The sequence below is a fragment of the Paenibacillus lycopersici genome, assembly GCF_010119935.1.
GTDB classification, from domain to species: domain Bacteria; phylum Bacillota; class Bacilli; order Paenibacillales; family Paenibacillaceae; genus Paenibacillus_Z; species Paenibacillus_Z lycopersici.
This window is the reverse complement of the sequence record NZ_CP048209.1, coordinates 4,197,973-4,221,127: the sequence shown is the minus strand read 5'-3', so window position 1 is coordinate 4,221,127 and position 23,155 is coordinate 4,197,973. Positions and strand designations below refer to the sequence as shown.

19 protein-coding genes are annotated in these 23,155 nt (G+C 58.4%); 9 read left to right on the top strand and 10 right to left on the bottom strand.

Annotated elements, in window-relative coordinates:
* The first annotated feature begins 43 nt into the window (after positions 1-43).
* Complete coding sequence (purT, locus tag GXP70_RS18645) at positions 44-1,222, top strand: formate-dependent phosphoribosylglycinamide formyltransferase (protein WP_162358230.1); 1,179 nt, start codon at positions 44-46, stop codon at positions 1,220-1,222.
* 121 nt (positions 1,223-1,343) lie between these two features.
* Here purT and GXP70_RS18640 read toward each other — a convergent pair whose 3' ends face one another.
* The 3 genes from GXP70_RS18640 to GXP70_RS18630 all read right to left on the bottom strand — a co-directional run bounded on the left by GXP70_RS18640 (position 1,344) and on the right by GXP70_RS18630 (position 3,053).
* The gene (locus GXP70_RS18640) at positions 1,344-2,258 is read right to left on the bottom strand and encodes an alpha/beta hydrolase (RefSeq protein ID WP_162358229.1); all 915 of its coding nucleotides are present in this window, start codon (positions 2,256-2,258) and stop codon (positions 1,344-1,346) included.
* 64 nt (positions 2,259-2,322) lie between these two features.
* On the bottom strand, positions 2,323-2,865 hold the full coding sequence (locus tag GXP70_RS18635; RefSeq protein ID WP_162358228.1) for a MerR family transcriptional regulator: 543 nt from the start codon (positions 2,863-2,865) through the stop codon (positions 2,323-2,325).
* Between the two features lie 20 nt (positions 2,866-2,885).
* Entirely contained in the window at positions 2,886-3,053 is a 168-nt protein-coding gene (locus tag GXP70_RS18630) for a hypothetical protein (RefSeq protein WP_162358227.1), read from the bottom strand.
* On the opposite strand from GXP70_RS18630, the gene GXP70_RS18625 reads away from it, so the two are divergent.
* The 5 genes from GXP70_RS18625 to gyrA all read left to right on the top strand — a co-directional run bounded on the left by GXP70_RS18625 (position 3,052) and on the right by gyrA (position 10,637).
* The gene (locus GXP70_RS18625; RefSeq protein ID WP_162358226.1) at positions 3,052-3,879 is read left to right on the top strand and encodes a GDSL-type esterase/lipase family protein; all 828 of its coding nucleotides are present in this window, start codon (positions 3,052-3,054) and stop codon (positions 3,877-3,879) included. The two genes, GXP70_RS18630 and GXP70_RS18625, sit on opposite strands and share 2 nt — an antisense overlap.
* 11 nt (positions 3,880-3,890) lie before the next feature.
* Positions 3,891-4,859 (top strand): ABC transporter ATP-binding protein, encoded by a 969-nt coding sequence (locus GXP70_RS18620; protein ID WP_225442469.1) that lies wholly within the window; start codon positions 3,891-3,893, stop codon positions 4,857-4,859.
* Entirely contained in the window at positions 4,852-5,838 is a 987-nt protein-coding gene (locus GXP70_RS18615; protein WP_162358225.1) for an ABC transporter permease, read from the top strand. Before GXP70_RS18620 ends, GXP70_RS18615 begins: the two co-directional genes overlap by 8 nt.
* A 347-nt stretch (positions 5,839-6,185) precedes the next feature.
* Positions 6,186-8,159 carry a DNA topoisomerase IV subunit B gene (gene parE / locus GXP70_RS18610; protein ID WP_162358224.1) on the top strand — a complete coding sequence of 658 codons (1,974 nt, stop codon included), beginning with the start codon at positions 6,186-6,188 and terminating at the stop codon, positions 8,157-8,159.
* A 21-nt stretch (positions 8,160-8,180) separates the two neighbouring features.
* Positions 8,181-10,637, top strand: a complete 2,457-nt coding sequence (gyrA, locus tag GXP70_RS18605; RefSeq protein ID WP_162358223.1) for a DNA gyrase subunit A — start codon at positions 8,181-8,183, stop codon at positions 10,635-10,637.
* Between the two features lie 102 nt (positions 10,638-10,739).
* On the opposite strand, the gene GXP70_RS29600 is transcribed toward gyrA, so the two are convergent.
* The gene (locus GXP70_RS29600; RefSeq protein WP_192043370.1) at positions 10,740-10,907 is read right to left on the bottom strand and encodes a hypothetical protein; all 168 of its coding nucleotides are present in this window, start codon (positions 10,905-10,907) and stop codon (positions 10,740-10,742) included.
* A gap of 300 nt (positions 10,908-11,207) precedes the next feature.
* Here GXP70_RS29600 and GXP70_RS18600 point away from each other — a divergent pair, with 300 nt between their 5' ends.
* On the top strand, positions 11,208-11,615 hold the full coding sequence (locus GXP70_RS18600) for a MarR family winged helix-turn-helix transcriptional regulator (protein WP_162360547.1): 408 nt from the start codon (positions 11,208-11,210) through the stop codon (positions 11,613-11,615).
* A gap of 195 nt (positions 11,616-11,810) precedes the next feature.
* Here GXP70_RS18600 and GXP70_RS18595 read toward each other — a convergent pair whose 3' ends face one another.
* Genes GXP70_RS18595 through GXP70_RS18580 form a run of 4 tightly spaced genes read right to left on the bottom strand, consistent with a single transcriptional unit; the run spans position 11,811 to position 15,615 of the window.
* On the bottom strand, positions 11,811-13,271 hold the full coding sequence (locus GXP70_RS18595; RefSeq protein WP_225442468.1) for a CapA family protein: 1,461 nt from the start codon (positions 13,269-13,271) through the stop codon (positions 11,811-11,813).
* A complete protein-coding gene (locus GXP70_RS18590; RefSeq protein ID WP_162358222.1) occupies positions 13,268-14,029 on the bottom strand; it encodes an RluA family pseudouridine synthase in 762 nt (253 codons plus the stop codon). Before GXP70_RS18590 ends, GXP70_RS18595 begins: the two co-directional genes overlap by 4 nt.
* A gap of 1 nt (position 14,030) precedes the next feature.
* A complete protein-coding gene (locus tag GXP70_RS18585; protein ID WP_162358221.1) occupies positions 14,031-14,897 on the bottom strand; it encodes a class I SAM-dependent methyltransferase in 867 nt (288 codons plus the stop codon).
* Complete coding sequence (locus GXP70_RS18580) at positions 14,884-15,615, bottom strand: response regulator transcription factor (RefSeq protein ID WP_162358220.1); 732 nt, start codon at positions 15,613-15,615, stop codon at positions 14,884-14,886. The genes GXP70_RS18585 and GXP70_RS18580 overlap by 14 nt, the downstream gene beginning before the upstream one ends.
* Before the next feature lie 50 nt (positions 15,616-15,665).
* On the opposite strand from GXP70_RS18580, the gene GXP70_RS18575 reads away from it, so the two are divergent.
* The gene (locus GXP70_RS18575; RefSeq protein ID WP_162358219.1) at positions 15,666-17,795 is read left to right on the top strand and encodes a sensor histidine kinase; all 2,130 of its coding nucleotides are present in this window, start codon (positions 15,666-15,668) and stop codon (positions 17,793-17,795) included.
* Between the two features lies 1 nt (position 17,796).
* On the opposite strand, the gene GXP70_RS18570 is transcribed toward GXP70_RS18575, so the two are convergent.
* A complete protein-coding gene (locus GXP70_RS18570; protein WP_318652382.1) occupies positions 17,797-18,123 on the bottom strand; it encodes a helix-turn-helix domain-containing protein in 327 nt (108 codons plus the stop codon).
* 966 nt (positions 18,124-19,089) lie between these two features.
* Positions 19,090-20,991 carry a terpene cyclase/mutase family protein gene (locus tag GXP70_RS18565; RefSeq protein ID WP_162358218.1) on the bottom strand — a complete coding sequence of 634 codons (1,902 nt, stop codon included), beginning with the start codon at positions 20,989-20,991 and terminating at the stop codon, positions 19,090-19,092.
* Positions 20,992-21,405: 414 nt separating this feature from the next.
* On the opposite strand from GXP70_RS18565, the gene GXP70_RS18560 reads away from it, so the two are divergent.
* Positions 21,406-23,121, top strand: a complete 1,716-nt coding sequence (locus GXP70_RS18560) for an ABC transporter ATP-binding protein (protein WP_162358217.1) — start codon at positions 21,406-21,408, stop codon at positions 23,119-23,121.
* The last annotated feature ends 34 nt before the right edge of the window (positions 23,122-23,155 follow it).

Here is a 23,155-nt window from a genome sequence, read left to right as displayed (position 1 = left end):
ACGCCGCGGCGGCACGCATCTTCCCTGGGAGGTTCTTTCTGTTATGTATGGTTCGCCGTATTCATCCACTGCCCGTAAAATCATGCTGCTCGGCTCCGGCGAGCTCGGCAAAGAGGTCATCATCGAAGCGCAGCGGCTCGGCATCGAGACGATTGCCGTCGACCGCTACGAGCATGCGCCCGCGATGCAAGTCGCGCACCGCTCGCATGTCATTGATATGCTCGACCCCGAAGCGCTCCGGGAACTCATTCTGAAAGAAACGCCGGATCTGATCGTGCCCGAAATCGAAGCGATCGCGACGAGCGCGCTCGTCGAGCTGGAGCAGGAAGGCTGGAACGTCATTCCGACCGCCCGCGCCGCGCTGCTGACGATGGACCGCGAGGGCATTCGCCGCCTGGCCGCGGAAAAGCTCGGCTTGCCTACCGCGCCGTACCGCTTCGCCGATACGCTGGACGAGCTGAAAGCGGCCGTGGCGGAGCTTGGCACGCCATGCGTCATCAAGCCGATCATGAGCTCCTCCGGCAAAGGCCAGAGCGTCTGCAAAACCGAAGTCGACGCCGAAGCCTGCTGGCAGTACGCCATGGACGGCGGCCGCGCGAAGAAGCAGCGCGTCATCGTCGAAGGGTTCGTCCGTTTCGACTCGGAAATTACGCTGCTCACCGTGCGTTCCGCGTCCGGCACGTCGTTCTGCGCGCCGATCGGCCATGTGCAGAAGGACGGCGACTACATCGAATCATGGCAGCCGCATGATATGACGGCACAGCAAATCGCCGAAGCGGAAGCGATCGCCCGCGCCGTAACGGACGAACTGGGCGGCTTCGGCATCTATGGCGTGGAGCTGTTCCTGACGAAGGAAGGCGTTCTGTTCAGCGAAGTTTCCCCGCGTCCCCACGACACCGGCATGGTCACGATGGCGACGCAGGATCTGTCCGAGTTCGCGCTGCACGCGCGCGCGATTCTGGGCTTCCCGATCCCGACGATCCGGCTGCTCACGCCAGGCGCGACGTACACGCTCAAGGCTGACCGCGATTCGGACACGTTCCAGATCGACGGCTTAGCGCATGCGCTCGCGGTACCGAACACGCAGGTTCGCGTATTCGGCAAGCCTGTCACGAAGCCGGGACGCCGAATGGCCGTCGCGCTCAGTACGGCCGACGACGCGGAACAGGCGCGCGCGCTGGCCAAGCAGGCCGCGCAATCGTTAACGATCCGCTACGAATAAACGATACCTGCATGCCTTCCTTGGACGAACAACAACCCCGGTGCCATCCGCGCATCGGGGTTGTTTGTTATGGTGCGGTTCGGTTGCATTCACATGCATGGACAACGATCCGCCAGTCCGTTCATCGCAGTCTCGCTTGAACGAATCGGCCGATATTCGCAATCGCCTGCCGTGCTTCCGGCAACATAAAGGCCATGAGATGAAACGCGCACCACATCTGGTCCCATATTTCCAATTCAACCTGGACGCCTGCGGCTCGCGCGCGATCGGCCAACCGCACCGCATCGCTCAAAAGCACCTCATGGTCGCCCGCCTGAATCAATAAATCGGGCAGTTTCTCCAAGTTCATTCGCAACGGGGAGAGCAGCGGAGTCTCCGGGCGTCCGCCTAGATATGCGCGCAGTATTTGCCGATTGCCTTCACGACTGCCAGTTGGATCAAGCGCCGCCCGGCTTGTATACGATTCGCCGTCCAAATGGACGAGATCGGTATGCGGAGAAATGAGGAAAGCGCCTGCTGGGAGCGATTCGCCGTTGTCCCGCAACGAAAGCAGCGTCATGAGCGCAAGGCTGCCCCCGACGGAGTCTCCTCCGACTACGAGATGTTGGGCGCTGAATCCGTCAGCGAGCAGCGAACGGTAGGCTTGCAGGCAATCGTCGTTGGCGGCGGGGAACGGATATTCCGGCGCAAGCCGATAGTCGATGATCAGCACTCGGATGCCGCTCGCGCGTGCGATTCTAGCGCACAGATCGCGATAAAAGGCACATGTCCCCGCGACGAACCCGCCGCCATGAAAATAAACGATAGCTCGGTTCTCGTTTCCTTGCTCAAGGCGGTTCGGAATGACCCACTCACCGCACAGTTGCCCCTGTCCGATAGTTGCTTCGCGAATGACGGTATCGGCGGGAGCTGGCATTTTCGAAGCTGCCTGGCGCATTTCCTCCCGAATTTGCATGACCGACTTGTTTTCGAAGCTGCCGGTTTGTTTTATATACATCTTGATCGCCGCAAGCTGTTCCTGGCTGGTTCGCTCCAACGTAATCCCTCCTACAGATTGAGATGACATCATTATAAAATCTGTAGGCAGGTACAAGGTCAAGCTAGGATTCCAAATGGAGCGTGCGAAGCATTGCTTGTATTTCCGGGCTCTTGTCGGCGGCCTGTAAATGGATCCGCAGCTTGGCGAGCAGCGTCAGCGTCGTTTCTTTTTTGGCGATGTCGGAACGAATTTTAGTCATCTTCTTATCGATCGCACCCAAGAAATCGTTCAAGTCGATTCGGGTGTTCTCCGACGCTGCCAGCGCTTTTTGAATCTCCTTCAAGGTGAAGCCGCATGATTTGGCATGATGAATGAACGTCAGGCGGCTAAGCGCGTCTTCCGAGTACAAGCGATAGCCCGATTCCGATCGCCGCGGCTGAGGAAGGAGGCCAAGTTCCTCATAATAACGTACGGTCTCCGTATGCACATTCGCCAATTTCGCGAGCTGCCCTCGTAAATAACTTGTCATGACCGACATCCTCTCGTCGCGTTGTACTTTTATAGTGCCTGTTTTAGAATCATGCCGCAAGCGCGCAGATGGATGAATTTGCAAATTGATGTTGAAAGGATTACTTTTATAAGACAAGAAAAAGGATTCTTTCAAGTTTCCCGACTTGTATTCTTTCAGTCTAAGGCGCGCAGCGCCATCCAACGCATATTAGGCACCAAGGAATGGAAGAACGCCGTCCTGAAAAGTGTGTCCGCGCCAGCGGATGAAAACGGGCTTTCCGCCAAGGAAATGTCGAAGACAACAAATTTGAAATCAAAAAACGAGGAGCGACCAGCACCCATGAGAACGTTATCCTCCAGCAGCTTATGGAGATGGATCGGGTTATCGGCCGTATTGTCGACGATGCTGCTGCTTGCTGGCTTCGGCTACGCCGTGAAAGATATGCTGTATCCGAAAGGCGCGTCCTACGCGGGCAGCGAGAGCTTCCCGGCACTGCCGGCAAACGGCAAGCTGAGCGATGCGAAGGAGATTTCCGTCACCGCCGTCGGCGATTCGCTGACGAAAGGAACCGGCGACGCCACGGGCGATGGCTACGTCAAGCAAGTGATCGGCTTGCTGCGCAAGAAATATCCCGACGCCACGGTCCGCTTGAACAACAATTTGGCCATCAACGGGATGAAGGCCGAACGTCTGGCGCAGCTGCTGGCAACGGACAAAGGCTATCGTTACGCATTGATGCAGGCTAATGTCATCCTGTTCACAATCGGCGGCAACGACTTGTTTCAAATCGCCGCGGGGCATAGCGCCAGCCAAGCGACAAGCAATCTGGATTTGAACAAGCTCAAGGCGGAGCTTCCGCAAGGGCTCGCGCAATTGGAGAAGGTGACGAAGCAGCTTCATGCGATCAATCCCAACGCGCATATCGTCTACGTCGGGCTGTACAATCCGTTTTACGACATCGCCGACTTTCGTTCCGGCTCCTTGCAGATTCAGCAGTGGAACGAGCAAGCTTACGCGCAGCTGCACCGATATACGAACATGACGATGGTACCGACGTTCGATCTATTCGAGAATACGATCGGCCGCTATCTGTCTTCCGATCATTTTCACCCGAATCATAACGGTTACGCGCAAATCGCGGCGCGGATCGTGCAGTCGCTGGAATAGGAGGGAATGCGATGAACAGAACGATGAACGACGAGATCGTGTTGTCGGTCCGCGGCGTCAAGAAGCAGATCGGCGGGGTGCCGATCGTCAAGAACGTGACGTTCGACGTGCGCCGCGGCGAGATTTTCGGATTTCTCGGACCGAACGGCGCCGGCAAGACGACGACGATTCGCATGCTGGTCGACCTGATCAAACCGACTTCCGGCGAAATCACGATTTGCGGCGAAGACATCCGGCGCCATCCGGAAGCCGCGCTCAGCCACGTGGGCTGCATAGTCGAGAACCCCGAAGCCTATCCGTTTATGAGCGGCTGGGAGAACCTCGAGCATTTCGCGCGCATGCAGCGGGGCATCGATCACGCGCGTATCGAGGAAGTCGCGGCGATCGTCGGACTGGACGCCCGCATTCATGACAAAGTCAAAACCTACTCGCTCGGCATGCGGCAGCGGCTCGGCATCGCCCAAGCGCTGCTCGGCAGACCGAAATTGCTCATTCTCGACGAGCCGACGAACGGACTGGATCCCAAGGGCATCAAGGAACTGCGCGAATTCGTCCGCAAGCTGGCCGACGAGGGCATGAGCTTGTTCATCTCAAGCCATTTGCTAAGCGAAATCCAGCTCATGTGCGACCGCGTTGCCATTATCAGCCGCGGGGAAGTGCTTGCCGTCGGCACCGTGGACGAGCTCATTCGCGGCGCAGGCAATTACGTAGTCTGGCAGTTCGAGCAGCCGGATGCAGGAAGACGGCTTCTGGCCGGCGAAGACGACGTGCAGCTCGTCGACGACGAGAAGCATCGCATTGACGAAAGTTTGCTGGCCGGCTTGAAGGATGCGCAGGTGACGACGATGAATCAAGACCGGATTTCGGCATTGGTGGAGAAGGCGGTTCGCGCGGGGATCGGGGTCATTGCCGTGCAGCGCATCGCGCCCACGCTGGAGGAACTGTTCTTGCGGATGACGGAGGGAGAAGCCATTGGATAGATTGCTGCCGCTCATACAGAACGAAACGCTGAAAATATGGAAGAAGAAGCGTTTTCTCGTCATTGTCGTCGTCCTGCTTATCTTGATTCCGATCTTCACGTACGCGCAGCTGCGAATCGCCGAGACGAACAAGCAGCATTTCAAGGATTGGCGCAACCAGCTCGTACAGCAGATCAGCGAGTACCAGAACATGCTTTCGAGCGATCGGATTCCGGACGAGTGGAAGCGTTCGCGCCGGATCGCGGTGCAGCAGCTGCAGTATTACCTGGATCACAACGTCAATCCAAATTCGCCGGACGGCGTTACGTTTACGCGCAGCTTCATGTCGAACGCGGTCACGCTGTTCTTCCCGCTGCTCGTGCTGGCGATCGCGTCCGATCTCGTTTCCGGCGAAAGAAGCGCCGGCACGATCAAAATGCTGCTGACAAGACCGGTGCGGCGCTGGAAAATTCTGTTCAGCAAGCTCGTTGCGCTGACGCTCTACGTTTCGTTAACCGTTGTAGTAAGCGCCGTTCTCTGTTATCTTATATCAGGCGCGGCATTCGGCTACGACGGGTGGGAGATGCCTGTTTTTACCGGTTTTGTCATTCAGGGCTCTTCGATCGAAAGCAGTTTCGTCCACGCGGTGCCGCAATGGCTCTATTTGTTGATGGAGGCAGGCCTGATCTGGGTATCGTCGATGACGGTCGCCTTGATGGCCTTAATGGTGTCCGTGCTCGTTCGCAGCACGGCCGCGAGCATCGTGACGATGATGGCCGCGGTCATCTCCGGGACGATCTTGTCCAGCATGTCCTCCTCGTGGCACAGTGCCAAATTCATCTTCTCCGTCAATTTGCAGCTGACCGATTATTTGGCAGGCTCGCCGCCGCCGATCACGGGGATGACGCTCGGATTTTCGCTGGTCGTGCTGGCGGTTTGGGCCGCCGTGTCGCTGGCTGTTTCGTTCTCCGTCTTTACGAAACAGGACATTTTGAATTAGAATAGCTTGATGTGAGGCTTATCATCGAACAACGGTTCGATGCGACGGCGCGTGCGACGGATGGATGAGCCGGATGACGGCAGGCGGTTGAAGCGGCGGCGGATGGCACCGAAGCTCTTCAATCCCGCAGGCGAAAAACCGTAAATAACGGAGTAACCGTAATCTTACTTGATACTTCCGAAGCGGGCGGCCATGCTCGTGAGGGAGTATTTTCGCGAAAGCAAGCTGTAGGATCGATGGATTCAAGAAGTATCGCAATTAATTTGGTTTATGCTTTCGAAGCGAGTTTTTAGCTCGCGTAGGAGTATTTCTAGGAAGCAGCGTAAAAAACTTTTAGGAGGCTCTCTATGACTGATCAGCTGGATCTGTTTGCGGGCGAGAGAAATTCGGCAGCCGGCAACTACGACGCGGATGACATACAGGTGCTGGAAGGGTTGACCGCCGTTCGCAAACGCCCTGGGATGTACATCGGGAGCACGAGCGCCTCGGGTCTGCATCATCTGGTATGGGAAATCGTCGACAACGCGGTCGACGAGCATTTGGCGAAGTTCTGCTCCGCGATCGACGTCACGATTAACGGCGACGGCTCGGTTACGGTGCGCGACAACGGCCGGGGCATCCCGACGGGGATGCACAAAACCGGCATTCCGACGCCGCAGGTCGTCTTCACGATCCTGCACGCGGGCGGCAAGTTCGGCGGCGGCGGGTACAAGAAATCCGGCGGTCTGCACGGCGTCGGCGCATCCGTCACGAACGCGCTGTCGGAGTGGCTGGAAGTGGAGATTTACCGCGACGGCAAAATACATAAGCAGCGTTTTGAATATTGGGTCGACAAGCAGGGCAAGGAGCATGTCGGCGAACCGGTGACCGGACTTGAAGTGACGGGAAACACGAACCGCACGGGAACGAAAATCACGTTCAAGCCGGATGCCCGCGTATTCCACGGGAATATCTCGATCAACTACGAGACGCTCTCGGAGCGGCTGCAAGAGATCGCGTTTCTGAACTCCGGCTTGAAAGTGACCGTGAAGGACAGCCGGGCCGGCAAAGAAGACCTGTATTACTACGAAGGCGGCGCGAGCCAGTTCGTGCAGTTCCTGAACGAAGACAAGACCGTGCTGCACGATGTCATCCACTTCACGGGCGAGCGGGACGATATCGAAGTCGAAGTGGCTTTGCAATACAACGACGGGTACACGGAAACGATGGCCTCATTCGTCAACGCCATTCCGACGAGAGGCGGGGGCACGCACGAGACCGGCTTCAAAACGGCGTATACGCGCGTCATGAACGACTATGCGCGCAAGAACGGCCTGCTGAAGGAGAAAGACAAGAACCTGGACGGCAACGATCTGCGCGAAGGCATGATGGCCGTCATCAACATCAAGATGGCGGACGTCGAATTCGTCGGCCAGACGAAGGATCAGCTCGGCAGCTCGTCGGCCAGAAGCGCCGTCGACGCGATCGTGTCCGAGAAAATGCAAGTGTTCCTGGAAGAGAACCCGCAAGTGGCGCAGCTGCTGCTGAAGAAAGCGGTGCAGGCGTCCAAAGCCCGCGAAGCGGCGCGCAAGGCGCGCGATGAAATCCGCAGCGGCAAGAAGAAGAGCGAGAGCTCCAATCTGAACGGCAAGCTGTCGCCCGCGCAGTCGAAAGACGTCTCGCGGACCGAATTGTTCATCGTGGAAGGCGACTCCGCCGGCGGTTCCGCCAAGCAGGGGCGCGATTCCAAATATCAAGCCATTCTTCCGCTCAAGGGCAAGCCGATGAACCCGGAGAAGGCGAAGCTGCTGGACATCCTCAAGAACGACGAATATAAGGCGGTTATCGCGGCGATCGGCGCCGGCATCGGCCCGGAATTCGACGCGGAATCGTGTAATTATAGCAAAATCATCATCATGACCGACGCGGATACCGACGGCGCGCATATCCAAGTGCTGCTGCTGACATTCTTCTATCGCTACATGAAGCCGCTCATCGATTCCGGCCGCGTGTTCATCGCGCAGCCGCCGCTGTACAAGATCACGCGCAAATCCGGCAAGCTGGAAACCGTCCGGTACGCATGGTCGGACGAGCAGCTGCAGAACTACTTGAAGGAATTCGGCAAAAATTTCGAGCTGCAGCGCTATAAAGGTCTCGGCGAGATGAACCCGGAGCAGCTGTGGGAGACGACGATGAATCAGGAAACCCGCACGCTGCTGCAAGTGCAGATCGAGGATGCCGCGAAAGCGGAACGCCGCGTATCCACGCTGATGGGCGACAAGGTCGATCCGCGCAAACGGTGGATCGTGGAGAACGTCGATTTTACGGAATACGAAGAATAACAAGCCTAAGGAGGGTTCGGCATGAGTATGCTGGAACAGTTTTTACCGGCGTTTCTGGAAGAGGTCGTCGGCGACCGGTTCGGACGCTATTCCAAATACATCATTCAAGACCGCGCCATTCCTGACGTTCGCGACGGGCTGAAGCCCGTACAACGGCGGATCCTGTACGCGATGTACGATGCGGGCAACACCCCGGACAAAGGGTACCGCAAATCCGCCAAAACCGTCGGCGACGTCATGGGCAACTACCATCCGCATGGGGATTCGTCCATCTACGAAGGCATGGTCCGCATGGCGCAGCCGTGGAAGATGGCGCACCCGCTCATCGACGGCCACGGCAACTGGGGCTCGATCGACGACGATCCCGCGGCGGCGATGCGGTATACGGAAGCGCGGCTCTCGCCTATCGCGATGGAGCTGCTGCGCGATATCGAGAAGCGCACGGTCTTGTTCAAAGATAATTTCGATAATACGACGAAAGAACCGGTCGTCCTGCCGTCCCGTTACCCGAATCTGCTGGTCAACGGCGTAAGCGGCATTTCGTCCGGCTTCGCGACGGAAATTCCGCCGCACAACCTGCGAGAGGTCATCGACGCGTGCAAAGCGCTCATGGATAAACCGGACATCGGGCTCGACGAGCTGATGACGATCGTGAAAGGGCCGGATTTCCCGACAGGCGGCCTGATCATGGGCGAAGACGGTATCCGCGACGCTTACCAGACCGGCAAGGGCCGTATTTATCATCGTTCCAAGACGGAGATCGAAGAGCTGAAGGGCGGCCGCCAGCAAATCGTCATTACGGAGATTCCGTTCCAGGTCGTCAAATCCCGTCTCGTCACCGCGATGGAGAACATCCGGATCGAGAAGAAGGTGGAAGGCATCGCGGAAGTGCGCGACGAGAGCGGCCGGAACGGACTGCGCATCGTCGTGGAGCTGAAGAAGGAAGCCGACGCGCCCGGCATTCTGGCCTATCTCCTGAAGAAGACCGACCTGCAGGTCGCGTACAACTTCAATATGGTCGCGATCGTCAACAAGGCGCCGCAGCAATTGGGCCTCATTGCGATTCTGAACGCGTACGTCGCGCACCAGAAGGAAGTCGTCACTCTTCGCTCGCGCTACGAACTGGAGAAGGCGGAGGACCGCGCGCATGTGCTGGAAGGTCTGGCGAAGGCGCTCAACCTGCTGGACGAGGTCATCGCCACGATCAAGGCGTCGAAGAACCGCCAGGACGCGCAGAACAACCTCGTGGCGAAGTTCGCGTTCACCGAACGGCAGGCAGACGCGATTCTGACGCTGCAATTGTACCGGCTGACGAACCTGGAGATCACGTCCATCGAGAAAGAGCTCAAGGACATTCAGAAGCGGATTGCTTATCTGCGCTCCATTCTGGACAGCGAGAAGAAGCTGCTCGGCGTCATCAAGGACGAATTGACGGAAATCCGCGAGAAATTCGGCATCGACCGCCGCGCCGATATTAAGGGCGAAGTGGAAGAGCTGAAGGTCAATCTGGAAGTCATCGTCGCGTCGGAAGACGTATTCGTTACGCTCAGCCAGGACGGCTACATCAAGCGGACGTCGAAGCTTTCGTTCACTCGTTCGGGCGGCGAGCTGACGAGCGCAGGCGTCAAGGAAGGCGACGTCATCCGCACGCTGCTCGACGTGAATACGATCGATCAGCTGCTGCTGTTCACGCGCAAAGGCCAATATTATCAGCTCCCGGTCCATCTGATTCCGGAGTTCAAGTGGAAGGATACCGGCACTGCCGTCGTGAACGTGGTGCCGCTTCCGAAGGACGACAGCATCGTCAGCGTCATGCCGGTTAAGGACTTCGAGACGCCGGGCAGATCGCTCGTCTTCGTAACGAAACGCGGCCAAGTGAAGCGCACCGAGCTGAAGGATTATAAATCGACGCGTTCGACGGCCATTGCCGCCGTCAAGCTGGCCGACGGCGACGAGGTGCTGCGCGTCATGCCGAGCGACAACGCGATGGAATTGCTGCTGATCACGAAGAACGGCATGAGCATCCGGTTCGCGGAGAGCGATGTGAACGCCATGGGCCGCGTCGCGGCAGGCGTTCGCGGAATCGCGCTGCGGGAGGACGACGAGATCGTCGCCGCCGAAATGGTGAGCGGGGACGAGGGCGAGATTCTGGTCATGACGGACCTTGGCTTCGCCAAACGCTCCTTGCTGCTCGATTATCCGATGCAAGGGCGCGGAGGCAAAGGCATTGCGACCTTCGAGTTCAAGGAAGGCAAACGCGTCCGTTCGAACGGCGAACGCCTCATCGGCGGCTTGCTCTGCAAGGAAGAGCGGGAGCTTGTCCTGCTAGCCGCATCGGGCGCGGCATTCGAGGCAGCGACCGAGAAAGCGCCGATCGAGGATCGCAAGTCGACCGGCCGCGCCATAGTCGCGGTCGACAAGAAAGACACCCTCGTCACGCTGTTCGTGCGGGCGGATTTGCAGCAGGTGACGGAGTAATTGAACGTGTACGAGCGAAGATCCCGCGCCAGCCGTCGTCATCGAACGTCTGGCGCTGGGATTCACGTTACAGCTCCACCCGACGATTCCGCAACAGCCGTCTCAATCAAACGGCTGATGCGGGGACTCGCGTTGTTCCAGCAGCTCCATCATCAATTCGAGCACGACCCACAGTGGCGCCGGTTCATCAAGCCGGTCCAGCCATTGCGGGTCTTTTTGTATCCCGAGACGGCTTAATTTATGCAGCAACTCCAGCTTTCGGTCGTCCATGTGCGTTCACGCTCCTGTTCAAGTTTCGAGCCGGTACAACAGCCTATAGCTCCAGTGTATGTCTAAAAGTGTCAAAAGGTTCTCTTTTAACGCGATTAAGCGGACAAAATATTAACTGCATTAACCTTAAATTCGACAACGGCTCATGGTATAATAAGGGATAACAAAGGTGAAACGGCTGATGCCGTCGTTCAAGCGGCGCAGCGCGCTTCATTCCGGAGAGAGATAATCTTAGCTAGAAGTCGATAAACTTACAAAGTCTTGACGTTGCACAAATCGGACAGAAAGCAGGTGATGGTCATCGTTTCTGCGGAATTTGCCCGGCTGTGGATGAAGATGACGAAGGAATGGAAGACGCATCTGGAGGATGAGCTCGCACCGAATTTAACGGAAGGCCAATTGGTCGTACTGGAGCTGCTCTTGCAGCATCAACCGATGAAGCCGTCGGATTTGCTGGCGTACTTGACGACGACGCCGGCTGCGATCACGACGCTGCTCGACCGGATGGAGCGCGGCGGACTCGTCGTGAGAAACCGGGACGAGAGCGACCGCCGCATCGTCTGGGTGACCGTAACGGAGAAGGGGAAGACGGAAGCCGAACGCGGCGTCGCCATCCGGGACGCGTACATCAGCGAGGCGCTCGACCGGATTTCCTTGCACAATCAGCAGCTGCTCGTTTATTTGCTCGGTAAAGTCGCGAATGCATGAACCATCGCCAAGGGGAGCTTGCGCTGCAGCCTAGTCGGCGTAGAGCTTGACAGCCATTATGCGCCGTACTGCACTTCGCGCAGGGGAGCTGCGCGAAGTGCAGTACGCGCGTTTCGCTTTCCGCTATATGAACAAAACCGCCCATCCGATTTCGGATGGGCGGTTTTGCGAAGCGGCTTACGATTATGAAGCCCGTTACGGAGCGGCTTGCAGATGAACCGGCTTGCTGCGCAGCGATTCGATCCGTTTCGCAACGACCGCGTACGTGCTTTTCAGCTTGCCGTAATCGGCAGCACTCATCTCGGGAAACGGCTTGGTCTTGGAAGCGAGCGCGCTTGCGATCGGCACGACGGCATAATGATTCAGGCCTTTGACCGTCGTTCGATGCACCCACGTCGGAATCGCCTTGACGCTGCCGATCGTCGTGGCGCCGTGATCTTTATGAACGGCGACTTGATAGATGACGCCGAAATCCTTCGTATCCCCGCGCTGGTTGGAAATGAAATTGCCCATGGAATAAATGATGAGTCCCTTCCGGACGGATCCGTCCGGATTCTTAACTTCGGCGAACTCGTACGGCTGCACGACATGCGGATGAGAGCCGGCGACGATGTCCGCGCCTGCCGCGATAAGCGCCCGGGCGAGCTTCGTCTGCGCCTCGTTCGGCGTCGTCTGATACTCGATGCCGAAGTGCAGCGCGATCGTGATGAAATCCGCGCCTGCCGCTTTCAATCGATGGATATCCTTGATCATCGCTTGCTCATCGATAAGCGTTACCGCATACGGCTGATTCTTCGGCAGCGGAATTCCGTTCGTTCCGTACGTATAGGCGAGCAGGCCCATGGAGATGCCGTTACGCTTCTCGATCGTGAGCTGATCGGCTTCCCAGCGGGAACGGGCGGTGCCTTTGGTCACGAGGCCGAGCTTCTGCAGCTTCGCCAGCGTCATCGCGATGCCTTGCGAGCCGCGGTCCAGCGCGTGATTATTCGCGTTCGTTACGATCGTAAAGCCCGCGTCCTTCAGCGCATCGGCCAGCTCCGGGGGCGCGTTGAAGCGAGGATAGCCGGAAAGACCGAGCGACTTGCCGGCAATCGGCGTCTCGAGATTCGCGAGCGACCAATCGCCCCGTTCGATGATCGGCTTCACCTGTTCGAAGAACGGCTTGAAATCGTACAGCCCCGTATGCTTATCGAGCGCGCCGGGAAGCTGGGGCGAATGCATCATGATGTCGCCGACCGCGATCAGCGTTGCATCGTAAGTCCCTTCATCGACGGGCGGTTTCATCGGTTCGCCGTTCTGGCCGGTTTGCTGACCGGCGCCTAGACTGGCATCGTCTTGGTCGCTTCCGCCATCGCCAGCTTGCCGTCCGTCCGTTGCAGGAGTTTGCGTTCCGGAATTTCCGTCGCCGGGCTGGACCGGATCTTGTCCGTTATCTTCGGGCGCAGAGTCCGCATCGGGATCGGGCGCCGCTTGACCGGAGCCGTCGTTGGCCGTCCGATTGCTCCCTTGGCCGGCAGCCTGATTATTGCCGTCGTTGGCCGATCGATCGGGAGCGACAGGGTCGAGCTTCGGATGCGAAGCGCAGCCGCCAAGGAGCATGACGGCGAGCAGTCCGAGCAGGAACAGGCGCATGCCCTTCGCGGTTCGGCGATTCATCTGTCCATCCCTCCTTCGGCGCTTATTGCGTGCAGCGCTTTGGCAAAATGATGCTCGTCGAATCGGCTCCATGGCTCCGTCGCCGGCGGCTGCGCGACGATCGTCAGCCATTCCTTCGTGACGGGATGCGTCACGCCGACGGAGGTCGACCATAACGCGATGTCCTGTTCGCCCTGGACGGGCGGCGCGCCGTATTTGCGGTCGAAGACGAGCGGACAGCCGACGGCCGCCATTTGCGCCCGGATTTGATGCGAACGTCCGGTCAGCAGCTTGACCGCGACTAATGCATGCGATCCTTGCTTCGCAACGACCGCGTAATCGAGGATCGCTTCCTTGGCGTCGTTCAACGGCTTGTCATGGACGGTCACGATATTCCGGCCGGCGTCCTTGCGCAGGAAGTGCCGCAGACGGCCGTGCGGGGCCGGAGGAGCGCCATGAACGACGGCGAGGTATAGTTTATCGAAATTGCGGCTGCGAACGGACTCCGACAGTCTGGAAGCCGCCTTCGACGTCTTGGCGAACAGCATGGCGCCGCCGACGGGGCGGTCCAAACGATGGACAAGCCCGACATAGACGTTGCCGGGCTTGTTGTAGCGTTGTTTCAGATCGTCTTTGAGCAGCGACACCATGTCGGCTTCGCCGGTCTCGTCCGCTTGCGAGAGGATGCCGGGGGGCTTCACGACGGCAAGCAAATGATTGTCCTCGTAAAGCACCGGCAGCTTGGGTGCAGGGGTCGGCCTGCCGTCGCTGCCGGTCATCTTACCGGCCCTCCCAGCGGCCGAGAATGCCGCATGGCAGCGTCAGTCCCGATGCCGTAATCGGAATGCCGATCTCGCCGCAGTGAATGCTGCCGTTGAACTTCCTGCCCACCGTCATGTGAAGCATGTTGTGAAGCACGGTGGGCGAGAGGCCCGTCGTGTAGGAGTTCACCAGCACGAAGAGCGGATTCTCGGACATGATCGTCGTGCACGATTCCAGGAACGGGAACAGGTTCTGCTCCAGCTTCCACATCTCGCCGTTCGGGCCGCGCCCGTAGGACGGCGGATCCATAATGATGGCGTCGTACCGGTTGCCGCGGCGCTGTTCGCGCTGCACGAATTTGAAGACGTCGTCCGTAATATAGCGGACGGGCGCCGACGCAAGGCCGGACAGCTCGGCGTTTTCCTTCGCCCACTGCACCATGCCTTTGGCGGCGTCGACGTGGCACACTTCCGCTCCGGCCGCCGCCGCGGCGACCGTTGCGCCGCCCGTGTAGGCGAACAGGTTCAGCACTTTGATCGGCCGGCCGGCATTGCGGATCTTGTCCATCATCCACGTCCAGTTGACCGCTTGCTCGGGGAACAGGCCGGTATGCTTGAAGCTCGTCGGCTTGATGTGGAATTTCAGCTCGCCGTACGAGATGGACCAGCGCTCCGGCATTTTCGTGCGGAACTCCCATTCGCCGCCGCCTGAGGAGCTGCGGTGATAGTGGCCGTCAGCCGTCTTCCAGCGGCCCGTTTCGTTTGCGATCGGCCAAATGACTTGCGGATCCGGCCTGCGGAGCACGAATTGCCCCCAGCGTTCCAGTTTCTCTCCGTTGCCGGTGTCGAGCAGTTCGTAATCTTTCCATAAATCAGCGTTGTACATGCGGGTTTCCTTCCTTGATGTTGAATTTATAGCCGACGCCGCGGACCGTGACGATGTAGATCGGATTCGCGGGATCGGGCTCGATCTTCTTGCGGAGGTTGCTGACGTGCACCATAAGGGTTCGCGTATCGCCCATGCTGTCATGTCCCCAGACAATGGTGTACAGGTCGTCCAGCGCGAACGCGCGGTTCGGCGTCTTGGCAAGACGGACGAGCAGCTCGAATTCCTTGGTCGACAGGAACACTTCCTTGCCTTTCACATGGACCGTCCTGCCCGGCAGGTCGATCACCAGGCCGTCGAAACGAAGCACTTCGCCTGCGGCCCTGTCGTACGGAAGCTGGCGGTCGTTCACCGATTGCCGCCGCAGATGGGCTTTGACGCGCGCAACGAGCTGGCTCGGGCTGAAAGGCTTCGTCATGTAATCGTCGCCGCCTACGGTCAGACCATGTATAATATCAGTATCGTCGCTTTTACAGCTGACGAACAAGATCGGGACATCCGAAACTTGGCGAACGAGCTTGCAGACGTCGAAGCCGTCCATCTGTCCCAGCTGCACGTCCAGAATGATCAAATCCGGCTGAAACGAATCGGCCAGCGCAACGGCATCCTCGCCGTTGTCCGTCGTATGTACGAGATAGCCCTCACGCTCCATATATAACGAGATCAGCTCGGTAATATCCGTTTCATCGTCTACAACCAATATTTTGCTTCCAGCCATTTCCACAGCTCCCCCTCTTCCTCGCACTATTATATCGAATCTTGGGAGGGGTGGGCAATCTACGTTTTCAGGAGGGGAACGTCATTCGCCGCTTATTCGCACTCATACTGTTCCTGTTCATAATAACAGTTTCGCTGGCCGGCTGCTCGGTAGAGCCCAGAGGCGGTGCGCCGGGGGCCAAGGACGGCGTCATCGATCTGCGCCATTGGTCGTTCGGGAACGACGGCCAGGCCGAGCTCTCGGGCAAATGGACGTTCTACGGCGGCCGGCTGCTCGCGCCGGGCGATACGCAGCTCGATAGCGGGGAGCGGTATGTCATGGTGCCGCGGTCGTGGAACAGCTATACCGGCGGCAATTCAGGCATCCATAACGGCCAAGGCTACGCGACGTACAAGCTCACCGTGCTGCTCGCGCCGACGGATCGGGTGCTGGCGCTGCGCGTGCCGAATATTTTCAGCAGCTACAAGCTGTGGATCGACGGCAAGGTCGTAGCGGCCGAAGGCAAGGTCGGCACGAGCCGCGGCGATTCGACGGCGATGCAGTTTCCGCGCATTGTCTCGTTCGGGACGAAATCCGACCATGTCGAGATTGTCATCCAGGTGTCCAATTTCCAGCACCGCAAAGGCGGAATCTGGGTGCCGATCACGATGGGCGACAGCGATACGATCGTCCATTCGCAGATGAAAACGACGGCCAAGGAGATGCTGATCCTCGGCAGCCTGCTCATTATCGGCGTCTACCATATCGGTCTCTACGCGTTCCGGAGACAGGAGAAATTCACGATTCATTTCGGCTTGCTTTGCCTGTTCGTAGGCGCAAGGGCGAGCGTGACGGGCGATAACTACCTGCTGCAGCTGTTCCCGATTCCGTGGGAGGGCGGGCTGAAGATCGAATACATCTCCTTCGCGCTCAGCGCGGTCTCCGGTTATATGTACGTGTACCGGCTGTTCCCGATGGATGCGTCGAGGAAGGTCATTCGTTTCGTGCTCGGCATCGGCGTCGCGTTATGCGCGTTCGTGCTCGTGTGTCCGGCGATCGTCTACTCCCGGCTTCTCTTCGTCTTCCAGCTGTATGTCATCGCGGTCAGCATCTATACGTTAGCCGTCCTGATTATCGCCAGGCTGCGCCGGAGGGTTGGATCCGCCTTCGTATTGTCCGGCGTCGCGGTATTCGTCGTTACGGTAATGAACGACATGCTGTTCTACAACGAATGGCTGAATTATGCGCAGCTGGTGCCGCTGGGGTTGTTTTTCTTCATGCTGATGCAGTCTTTCATTATTTCTAAACGGTTTTCGAGCGCCTTATACCAGGTCGAGCATGTGTCGAACGAGCTTCGGGAGCTGAACATGCATCTCGAGGAACGGATCGAGGAGCGGACGGTGGCGTTAAGCGAGGTTAACGAGTCGCTGGCGCAGACGAACCGCGAGCTGCAGCGTTCCGAAACGTCGAGACGGCAGCTGATGACGAATATTTCGCATGATCTGCGCACGCCGATTACGCTGCTGCAAGGGTATCTGGAAGCTTTTCAGGACGGCGTGGTGAAGACGGAGGAACAGCAGCGGCGGTATATCAAAATGATGCTCGGGAAGCTCGGCGGACTTAATCGGCTTATTCGCGACTTGTTCGAGCTGACGAAGCTGGAGGCGGGGCAGACGCGGTTTGATTTTGCGGAGGTGCCGCTGGGACAGTGGATCAACCAGGTGAGGGACTTGTACGAGATCGACGTCATCAGCAGCGGAATTCGGTTCAACTGCGAATATCTCAGTGAGAACGAGCCCGGGGAAGGGCTTGTCCACGAGGTTCGGCAGCAGAACCGCATCCGGCTGAGCTTGGATTTGTCCCGCATGGATCAGGTCATCGCGAATGTCATCTACAATGCCATCAAGCATACGCCGAGAGGCGGAGAGATAGCGCTTTCTTTTTACTTCGAAGCGTCGACCAACCGTGTCATCGTCACCGTCAGCGATACGGGCGCCGGCATCGAGGAAGAGCATCTGCCGTTCATTTTCGACCGCTTCTACAGAATCGAGGCTTCCCGCAATTCCGCCGGGGGCGGGAGCGGGCTCGGCCTTGCCATCGCGAAGGAAATCGTCGAAGCTCACGGCGGCACGATCGGGGCGGTCAGCGCGGTCGACAAGGGGACCATGATCTGGTTCATGCTCCCTTGCACCGTCAAATAGCTCAATCGCCCTGCTTAAGGACGGCCATCATCCGGTCGATCGACTGTTTGCGTCTCTCCTGATCCATGCCGTTCAAAATTTTGATGATTTCGATCGCTTCGGGCGTTACCGGCGTATCGGGCTTGACTGGCTCTCCGCCGATGATGTAGTCCAGCGAGACGTTGAACAGCAACGCTAATTTCTTCAACGTTTCGTAAACGGGCTGGCGGTTGTTGATTTCGTAATGACTGTATGCGGAACGGGTAATTCCGATTTGCCTGGCTACTTCTTCTTGCGAAATGTTCTTGCGAAGTCTCAGTTCCCTTAATCGATCTCCCATCGTCATCATTTATTAACTCCTTACGTCATACTTCCATTTTGTAACTGGGCCGAAGGTAGTATTGTTCGGCCTTCTAATAGATAATTTATGATACAAAGTGTATCAATGTCAAGGGAATTATGGGAATATAAGGGGACATTATAATTTTTTCACGATTTAAAGGGGAACGACGGCTTTGCAGGCGACTGAGCTGCATTCGAAACGAGCATAGATGCATTCGAAACAATCTATATATGAAACGATTTGTATCAATAAATATTGTGAGAGAAATGGGAAGGGGCTCGCAGCTTGTTTGAGGGTGAGGGGGAGACAGCCTCGGCAGTTTCGGCTTGTGTCGGGATTTCGGCTATCCGGAGGGGACGGACCTTTGGCAGAAGGCGGGCGGTCGAGCGAGAGGGCTGCCGAGGGAGGCATGCGAAAGGGATATCGGAGAGTTTGAATGCCAATCCGTGAATGATATGAAGGGAATATCGGGCTGGTGTGACGGTGGTGTGGAGCAGCGGGCAAAATGCTGGACGAACGCGGCCGATTGTTTGGGATGCCGCGTGCTTGTGCCACACATTCCCTCGTTCTCGAGATGTAGTGCTAGGGATGCATTACATTGGTCCAATGCGGCCATGAACTCAGTATTCGAGCAAAGAGTTGTACGTGGTACAATACATGCCGAGAAATTGGGGGAAATTGAGCAGAGAGTTGTATGTGGTACACTACATGCCTGGTAAAGTGGGAGAAATTGAGCAAAGAGTTGTACGTGGTACACTACATGCCGCGATATCGGCCGCATGCGAGTAAAGAGGTGCACCCCGTGCACTACATGCCGCGATATCGGACGCATGCGAGCAAAGAGGTGCGCCCCGTGCACTACATGCCGAGATACCAGCCGCATGCGGGCAAGAGGTGCACCCCGTGCACGCGTACGGCACACATTGACCGAAGCGGATGATTCTCGCTCGGGTCAATGTGCACGAGAGGCACCTACCCGCTCCCGCCATACTTGGCGCGGTAATGCGCCAGTGCCAGTAGCGGCCAGACGACCGGGTAGCTGTCGTAGCGCATGTAGACGCAGCCGGGCAGTCCGGCGCCGGTTGGATAGGAGACATGCGGCCCGTCTCGCAGCATATGCGCCAGCAAATATTCGCAGGCTCGTTCCATCGCCGGAACGGGCCGTTCTTGTACCGCAATCAGGGCGTCGAGCGCCCATGCGGTTTGCGAGAGCGTCGAGTGCGGCAGGGGCCGGTAGCGTTTGACGCTGTCGCTGGCGCACGATTCGCCGAAGCCGCCGTCAGGCCGCTGGATGCTCAGCAGCCATTCGACCGCGCGGCGAATCGGCGGATGATCGGCCGGTTCGCGGACGGCGGCCAAGCCGGTCAGCGCCGCCCATGTGCCGTATATATAGCACACGCCCCAGCGCCCATACCACGAGCCGTCCCGTTCCTGACGGCCGTAGAGCCAATCCGCCGCGCGGCGGACGAAGCCGTTCGCGCTCGTCAAGCCGGCGCTGCGCCCGAGGTATTCCAGCGTCCGGCCGGTCAAATCCGGCGTGGACGGATCCGTCGCCGCGTCTTCGGCGCCGTCGAGCGGCACCCAGCGGATGATGCGGCTGTCGACGTTCCGCTCGAACGCGGGCCAGCCCCCGTCGCTGTTCTGCATCGCGAGCAGCCATTGCAGGCCGCGGTCGGCGGCTTGCCGGGCTTCCGTCCCGGGCAGCCCGCGGATTGCGCGCAGCGCTGCGGTCGTGTCGTCGACGTCAGGGTTGATCGTATTGACGTCGGAGAACCCCCAGCCTCCGGCCAGCGGCCGGTGCACGTTCCGCTTCCAGTCGCCCAGCGCCGTGTGTTGCCGCGGCAGAATATAACGGCCGGCTCTCGCGACGGCGGGATGACTGCCGGACAATCCGGCGGCTTGGATCGCGTGGCTGATCAACGCCGTATCCCAGAGCGCCGCGGTCGTAATTTGCACCGATGGTTTCGACCCTGTCTGAAGGTCCGGAAACAACAGCGATTCCAGTCCGTTTAGAGCATTCGCCATAACGGGATGGCTGTTCGGATAGCCGCGTCCATGGAGCGCGTGCAGCATCAGCAGCGTGGCGCTCGAGTAGCTGTAGAGCGTGCCGTCCGGCTCGATCCGATCCAGCATGTAGCGTTCGGCGCGTCCGGCAGCCTGGGCGTGAAGCTTGGCGGGCAGCCGCCAAAGTCCTTTGCGGCGGTGCTCGGACAACTCGCGGAAGGGAAGGCCGAAATGCGCTCGCCAATGCCGGTTCATCCAATGGCTGTCCATGCCGTTAAAGCGGCTTGGCTCTGCAATCGGCTGCGTTTGCGGCAGCTTGCCGCGGGTCTTGCGGTCGGCGAGCAGCAGCATCGGCGCCATATGGACGCGGGCATAGCCCGAGAATTGGAAGAAATGGATCGGGGACGAGGACGGGAGCAGCATAATGGACAGCGGAATCGGGAACCAGCGCGGCCAAGGATAGCGTCCGATGACGGCGAGTCTGAATTTCGTCAGCAGGTTGTCGATCCGTTTCATCCCGCCAAGCGCGTCGAACGCCGCTTTGGCTTGGAGCAGCGCCGGCTCTTGCGGTGAAAATCCGGCGAATTGCAGCGCATAATAGCATTCTGCAGTCGCGGACGCATTCCCGCGTTCTTCGTCGGGGTACACCTGCCAAGCGCCGCCATCCGCCTGTTTGGCCTGTATCCGTTCCGCCAGCGCTTGCACGAGCCTTGGCATGCGCACGCCGATGCTCTGCAGCAGGAAGATCGCGGCGGCATCCATGGAAACGCCGTGTTCTATGAAACCCATTCGCCAACTGCCGTCGTTCTGCTGCTGCTCCAGCAGCCTGCCGACGAGCGCGTCGATGCCGTAAGAAATCCGATCGAGCATGCCGTTCACCTCATTCGTCCGGCGCCGCCAAACGCCAGACGCCGGATAGATAGAATAGTGTATGACGGCTGCAGCCCGAATCATGTCGCTTCGCGAATGCGATTCGAACGCGGCAAGACGCTCGTTTGGAACAAAATCGCATATAAAACATAGACAAGCCGCTCCGAACTCTATATTATGAAAATGATTCTCAATGAACGATTGGTCGTGCTTTCATTATCTAACGGTTTGTCGTACGTGCATTCTCTTTCGGTTTGTCGTACGTTCATCGTCTAACGAATCGTCGTACATTCATTGCCTAACGGATAGTCGCGCGGTTAATGCCGCGCCGGGCTTGCTTATCCTGCCAAAGCGCGTTACGGTTTCGCGGATGGATGCTGTCGTTCGTCTCAGTTCTTATTGGAGGGTGTACTTATGCTGTCTCGTTTTATCGCCTATTACAAGCCGTACAAGAAGCTGTTCTATCTCGATTTCTTCTGCGCGATCCTGGCCGGCTTCCTGGAGCTCGGGTTCCCGGTCGCGGTCAATCAATTCATCGACAAGCTGCTGCCGGGCAAGAATTGGAGCTTGATCGTCTGGGCATGCGCAGGCTTGCTGGTCGTGTACTTGTTGATCGCGCTGCTGAATTACGTGGTCACCTATTGGGGCCATATGCTCGGGATCAACATCGAAACGGATATGCGGCGCAAGCTGTTCGACCATATTCAGAAGCTGAGCTTCCGCTTCTTCGACAATACGAAGACGGGCCATCTGATCGCCCGGCTGACGAACGATCTGATGGAAATCGGAGAAATGGCGCATCACGGGCCGGAGGATCTGTTCATCGCGGTGATGACGCTGGTCGGCGCGTTCGTCCTCATGCTGCTCATCAATTGGAAGCTCGCCCTGCTGACGTTCATCGTCGTGCCGCTGATCATCTGGCTAGCCATCTACTTCAGCGGCAAAATGACCGGCGCGTTTCACCGCTTGTTCTCGGACATTGCCGAGTTCAATGCGCGCGTCGAAGATAACGTCGGCGGCATGCGCGTCGTACAAGCGTTCAACAACGAGGAACACGAGAAGAAGCTGTTCGAGGCGAACAACAAGCAGTTCCGCTGGACGAAGCTGTTATCCTACAAAATCATGGCGTTCAACACGTCGATCAGCTACATGCTGAAGCGGACCGTCACGTTATTCGTCATGGTTTGCGGCACCTGGTTCGTCATCGGCGGGGAATTGACGCCGGGCGAATTCGTCGGCTTCCTGCTGCTTGCGAACGTCTTCATCGGTCCGATCGAGAAAATCAATGCCGTCATCGAGAGCTATCCGAAAGGCTTCGCGGGCTTCAAGCGCTACGTCGAGCTGATCGAAACCGAGCCGGACATCCAGGACCGTCCGAACGCCGTTGCCGTCGACCGGCTGCGCGGCGACATCGAGTTCCGCGACGTCAGCTTCGGCTATGGCGATGACGCCAAAGTGCTGCAGCATATCGATTTGACGGTTCACGAGGGCGAAACGGTCGCCTTCGTCGGTCCTTCAGGAGCGGGAAAAACGACGCTCTGCAGTCTGCTTCCGCGCTTCTATGACGTAACCGGCGGCAGCGTGTCGATCGACGGTCGGGATATCCGCGATTTGAAGCTGGCTTCGCTGCGCAAAGGCATCGGCATCGTGCAGCAGGACGTGTTCCTGTTTGCGGGCACGCTGCGCGAGAACATCCAGTATGGCAAAATGAACGCCTCGGAGTCCGATCTGTGGGCGGCCGTAAAGCGCGCGCAGCTGGAAGCGTTCGTCCGGTCGCTGCCGGATGGGCTGGATACGATCGTCGGCGAGCGCGGCGTGAAGCTGTCCGGCGGACAGAAGCAGCGCGTCGCCATCGCGCGGATGTTCTTGAAGAATCCGCCGATCCTCATTCTCGACGAGGCGACCTCCGCGCTGGATACGGAGACGGAATCCGCCATTCAGCAGTCGCTGGCCGAGTTGTCGGAAGGGCGTACGACGCTCGTCATCGCGCACCGGCTGGCGACGATCAAGAACGCCGACCGGATTATCGTCGTGACGGAGCAAGGCGTCACGGAGCAGGGCAAGCACGAGGAGCTGCTTGCCGCGGGCGGGCATTACAGCCGCTTGCACCGGGCGCAGTTTCATGCTTGATGCGCGGAACCCGTTCGAGCGCGAACGGCCGTGA